This window comes from Streptomyces sp. SID3343, from assembly GCF_009865215.1.
In the GTDB taxonomy this organism is placed as follows: domain Bacteria; phylum Actinomycetota; class Actinomycetes; order Streptomycetales; family Streptomycetaceae; genus Embleya.
This window is the reverse complement of the sequence record NZ_WWJX01000732.1, coordinates 1-4849: the sequence shown is the minus strand read 5'-3', so window position 1 is coordinate 4849 and position 4849 is coordinate 1. Positions and strand designations below refer to the sequence as shown.

The 4849-nt window shown below is 70.3% G+C and carries 6 protein-coding genes; 3 read left to right on the top strand and 3 right to left on the bottom strand.

All coding sequences use genetic code 11. The features are described from left to right. Both GT354_RS22500 and GT354_RS22495 read left to right on the top strand, forming a co-directional pair. Positions 1-692 (top strand): D-alanyl-D-alanine carboxypeptidase family protein (locus GT354_RS22500; protein WP_237535344.1); only part of this gene is annotated, 692 nt, incomplete at its 5' end. A 114-nt stretch (positions 693-806) separates the two neighbouring features. Further along, a complete protein-coding gene (locus tag GT354_RS22495; protein WP_161358176.1) occupies positions 807-983 on the top strand; it encodes a hypothetical protein in 177 nt (58 codons plus the stop codon). A 194-nt stretch (positions 984-1177) separates the two neighbouring features. On the opposite strand, the gene GT354_RS22490 is transcribed toward GT354_RS22495, so the two are convergent. Next, complete coding sequence (locus tag GT354_RS22490) at positions 1178-1474, bottom strand: antibiotic biosynthesis monooxygenase (RefSeq protein ID WP_161358175.1); 297 nt, start codon at positions 1472-1474, stop codon at positions 1178-1180. 151 nt (positions 1475-1625) lie between these two features. Here GT354_RS22490 and GT354_RS22485 point away from each other — a divergent pair, with 151 nt between their 5' ends. Next, positions 1626-2213, top strand: coding sequence for a TetR/AcrR family transcriptional regulator (locus tag GT354_RS22485; RefSeq protein WP_237535342.1), 588 nt, complete (start codon positions 1626-1628; stop codon positions 2211-2213). Between the two features lie 201 nt (positions 2214-2414). Here the strand turns inward: GT354_RS22485 and GT354_RS22480 are convergent, their stop codons facing one another. Then, positions 2415-3788, bottom strand: coding sequence for an ABC transporter substrate-binding protein (locus tag GT354_RS22480; protein ID WP_161358174.1), 1374 nt, complete (start codon positions 3786-3788; stop codon positions 2415-2417). A gap of 179 nt (positions 3789-3967) precedes the next feature. Beyond that, on the bottom strand, positions 3968-4600 hold the full coding sequence (locus tag GT354_RS22475; RefSeq protein ID WP_161358173.1) for a hypothetical protein: 633 nt from the start codon (positions 4598-4600) through the stop codon (positions 3968-3970). Between the last annotated feature and the right edge of the window lie 249 nt (positions 4601-4849).

Sequence of the window (4849 nt, the reverse complement as noted above, 5' to 3'; positions counted from 1 at the left end):
GAGGTCGCGGCGCGGTGGTCGCGTGGAGCCTGGCCGGCCTGTTGGTCCTGGGCGCGGCCGGCGCGGGCGCCGTCGTCCTGATGGGTGGGGACGACAAGAAGGACAACGCGAGCTCGACGAGCACGAACGTCACGTCGACGCCCACCACGATGGGATCGGCTCAGCCGCAGCAGCCACCGGCCGCGAGCGCGGGACCCACCGGCGCGGCGTCGGGCGGTGCGACGACCACCAAGCCGTCGTCCTCGTCCAAGTCGACGGCGTCCGCGTCCACGTCGACCTCGGCGGGGCCGCCCCGCAACGACGTGGACGCGCCCAAGGACCCGAGTGCGCTCAAGCCCGCGGCCTACGCGGCGTGGAAGCAGATCAAGTCCGCGATGGCCGCACAGGGCATCACCCTGAACCTGAATTCGGGGAAGCGCGGTTGGGTGCACCAACAACAACTGTGGGATCAGGAGATCGCGAAGACCGGCTCGGAAGAGGCCGCGATGCACTTGGTCCTGCCGCCGCAGAAGTCCATGCACGTGCAGGGCTACGCGGTCGACATCTACCCCGAGGCCGCGCAGGTCTGGTTGCAGAGCAAGGGTTCGAAATACGGCTGGTGCCGGCTGTACGACAACGAGGCGTGGCACTTCGAGTACAACGCCGACTACAAGTCGGGTTGCCCGGCCCGCAAGGCGGGGCCGTGGGAGTGATCCTGCGACACTCGACCCGCTCCTGATCGTTGAACGCCGTGCCCGGGGACGTTCGTCGCCGGGCACGGCGCCGGGGCACGAAACCTCTGGGCCGTCACAGCGGAAGGTGCCCCTGTGCGAGGTCCGGCCCTGATCGCCCCCAGCCCCGATCCCCACCACCGTCGCCCGTTCGGCATGGTGAAGCTGCCCTATCCGGTGACCGTGCCCGCGTCGCGAACGCCCGTACGCACCACCGCGCCGACGCCCGCGCTCGCGGACCCCGTGCCCTGGTACGGGGCCGACTGGCGCTAGCCGTGGGGCCACTCGGCCGGGCACCGGCGGGAGATCCCGGCTTCCGCCGCGACCTGCGCGATCGGATGCCCGGCGTCCGCGCGCTCGGACCACCGGCCACGCCCGTCCGGTGTCAGCGGGGCGTCGGGGTGTCCCGCCGTTTCGACCCGTCGACGTGCGAGCCGCTCGGTATCCGGCGGTCGACCGGCACGTGATCAGCCGATGGCGCGCAGCACGGCGGTCTTGGGGCGCTCGCGCAGGACCTGGATCGCTTCGTCCATGCCGGACCTGGCGGCGTCCTCCATGTGCGCGTGGAAGGCGTCCGCGTTCTCCCAGACCTGGATGGCGTGGAAGGCCCCGGGGTCGTCGAGGTCCTCGTACTCGGTGGAGCTGACCAGGCCCGGCTTCTCGGAGGTTTGGATCGCGTGGAGCAGCGAGTCGCGGGCTTCCCGCTCCCGGCCGTCCTTGGCGTGTATCTCGATGAGGACTGTGACGGTGCCATGGTTGCTCACGGGTGCTGCTCCCTCGTCGAGTATCGGCTCGGCCGAGTCGGCCATCGGCTCGGCCGAGCGGATAAGATGTGGTAGCGCTTCTTATTTTCGACGGTACACCGGAGCCGTATCGCGCACAAACACAACCTCGCAAGGGAGGGGAGGAGGGGAGATGGAGATGCAGCGCAGACGAGGCAAGGATCTCGAGGACGCCCTGCTCGGGGCCGCGTGGACCGAGCTGACCGAGCGCGGGTATGCCGCGTTCACACTGGAGGCAGTCGCGAAGCGGGCCGGCACGAGCACGCCCGTGATCTACCGCCGCTGGGCCAACAGGGCACGCATGGTCGAGGCGGCCATCGCGCACGCGAGCGCCCGGCGAGTCGTCGACGTCCCGGACACCGGAACCCTCCGCGGCGACCTGATCGCGATCCTGCATGCGGCCAACGCGTCGCGGACCGATCTCCTCGTGGCAGCCGCGGTCCTCCTCGACGGGTACTTCGCGGACACGGGATCAAGCCCGCGGCAACTACGCGAGCTGCTACTGGCAGGTCGACACTCGGCAGCCGAGACGATCGTCGCGCGAGCCGTCCGGCGGGGCGAAGTGGACGCCTCCCTGCTGGAACCACGTCTGGTCTCACTGCCGTTCGATCTCTTCCGGCACGAGGTACTCATGACGCTCGAGCCCGCATCCGACGAGGCCATCGAACGGATCGTCGACGGCATCGTGCTGCCCCTGCTGACCCGACCGGCGCCCGGTTAGACCCGTGCGGCGCTCCGCCCACTCCCCCGGGACGGCGCCCTCGACGCCCGCCAACCCACCCTCGACGCCCGCCAACCCGCCCCCGATCCGTCACCGGCTTCCGTGGGCGGCACACGGCCGGGGTCGTGGGCCGTTACGTACGGCCGCGAACCGTTGGCGGGCGTCGTCGCGAACCGCGGGGCGTGGCGCGGGTGATCCCGGTCAGGATCCGTACGGCAGGGACGGCACGTCGAAGCAGTTCGCGGCCATGTCCGGCACCTGGCCCACCCAGCCGCCCGGCGCCGCGTTCTGCCAGCGGGCCACGTCGAAGCACGTGCGGCTCGGCGCGGCGACCTGCGCCGCCGTCTCGACCTTGAAGTCGACCGGGATCAGGAGCCCGTGCGCGTCGTAACCCTGAGGTCGGGTGACGAAGCCCTCGACGCACGCGCGCGTGACGTTCGCCCCACACGACGCGATCGCGTCGGTGAGCCACATCGCGGAGGCCCAGCCCTCCAACTCCCATTGCGAGAGCTTGCCTTCGCGGTCGGGGAAGTACTTCTTCATCGCCGCCCGGAAGTCGGCCACGGCGGGATGCGCGGTATCGGTGTAGCCGCGGCTGTTGCCGGTCGCGTAGATGCTGTCGCGGCAGGTCGGGGACGCCTTGAAGTCCTCACCGACGCCCGCGTTCCAGTTCTGTACGTTGGTCACCTTGGCGGTCACCCGAAGCCCGTTGCCGTCCATCGCCTTGCACAGCCCGGCGTTGCCGCGCGTGTCCACCGCGTCGAAGACGATGTCGACGCCCTTGGCACGCATGTCGACCACGGCGGCGTCGAAGTTGGGCAGTGCGAAGTCGAGTTGCTTGTCGAGCACGGTGTAGCCCTCGGCGCGCAGCCCGTCGGCGATGGTCTTCGCGTAGCGCGCGGAGTCGGCCTGGTTGTACGACACGACGGCGGCGGTGCGCGCGCCCAGTTTGTCCTTGAAGTAGCGGTAGACCTCGGTACTCGCGTACAGGTCACCGTTCCAGCCGACGGTGCCCTCGCGCGGCGCCCGCGATCCGTAGATCGAGTACAGGTGGGGGTAGGTCTCGTACGCGGTGCCGATCGGCTGCCCGCCGACGTCGGGAACGCCCTTGTCGCTGACGTACTTCGCCGCGGTGTAGGTGTAGATGCTGTTGCCCGCGAACGCGAACGCCTTGTCCTCCTCGACCAGTTTGCGCGCGCAGCGCTGGTTGGCGTTGCCGGCGCCGGCGTCGTCGCACGCGACGACCTTGACGGTGCGTCCGTTGATGCCGCCGCGGTCGTTGAGGGCCTTGAAGTACGCCTGGGCCCCGTACATCGGCCCGGAGAAGGTCTCGCTGCCCAGCACGCCCTGGACCGTGTCGATCATGCCCACGGTGATCTCGGTGGGCGTGACGCCCACGTCGGAGGCGGTGTTGGCGTTGGCACCGGCACCGGCGTTCGGCGTGGTGTCGGCCCGTCCCGGCGGCGCGCTCTCGCGGAAGTCGCGCTCCGGCAGGCGCGAACCGCACGCGGTGAGGGCCAGGGCGAGCAGGGCCACCGAGGCGCACCCCTTGCGCCGTCCGGACGAACGACGCATGGGGGCTCCTCGGTGGCCTGGCTGCGGGGCGGTGGATCGGTGCCGAGCGACAAACCGGCGCGAAGCGAGCGATCGGCGCGCGAGGCGCTGAACGAGCCCGAAGCGACGGATCGGCGCGAAGCGATGGGTCGGGCGAAGCGATGGATCAGGCGGAGCGATGGGTCAGGTGGAGCGATGGGTCAGGCGGAGCAGCCGGGAACGGCCGTGCCCTGCTGGAGCAGCGCGACCAGACCACAGATGGTGGTTACGCTCACCTTCCAGTTGCCGTCCTGCTTGACGGCCTGGCCGGGCGCGTCCTCCTTGACGGGGGCGCCGGCGAGCAGCACGTCGAAGGTGACGTCCGCCTTGTCACCGCTGATCTTGACGGTCTTGACCTTGGCCGAGACCTGGGCGGCCACCGGGCTCGCGGCGAGCGTGTCGACCAGACCCGACATCTTGTCGCCGTTCTCCAGGAGCGCGACGCGTTCCGGGGTGGGGGTGGCCGCGTTGAACAGCTTCTCCCAGTTGTCGGCGACCTTCTTGTCTTCGCCGGTGAGGGCGGCGCCGCCGGGCGCGGGGGCGGACGCGCCGCCGGGGGTGGTGGCGCCGCCCGAGGTTGCGGGGGTGGTGGCGGCGGGAGCGCTCGTCTGGGCGGCGGGAGCCGACGCGGAGGGCGAGGACTTGCTGTCCTTGCTGTCGTCCTTGTCGTCGCTACACCCGGCCAGCACCAGCACGGCCGCCACCGGCAGGGCCAGCCACGCGCGCCGGATGCCCTTGCGGCGCCCCGTGCCGTTGCCTGCCTTCGCCTGCTCGCTGATCAGTTCGACGCTCACGTGCGTTCACCACCCGTTCCGCCGGTCGCCCGGCGTCCTGTTGCTGTTGATGTAGCCAGGTACTACCTGGGTTACCGGTTAGTCATGTTGCCACGTGCGACTCGGTATCCAATCGTGTTCTGAGCCGTATGACCAGATCTCCGAGAACTACTCTGCAGGCACGGATACGCGATGGGGCGAACTCGACGGGTGGACGCGATGGCAGGTTCGACGGACTCGGCAGACTCGACGGGCTCGGGGGGCTCGGGG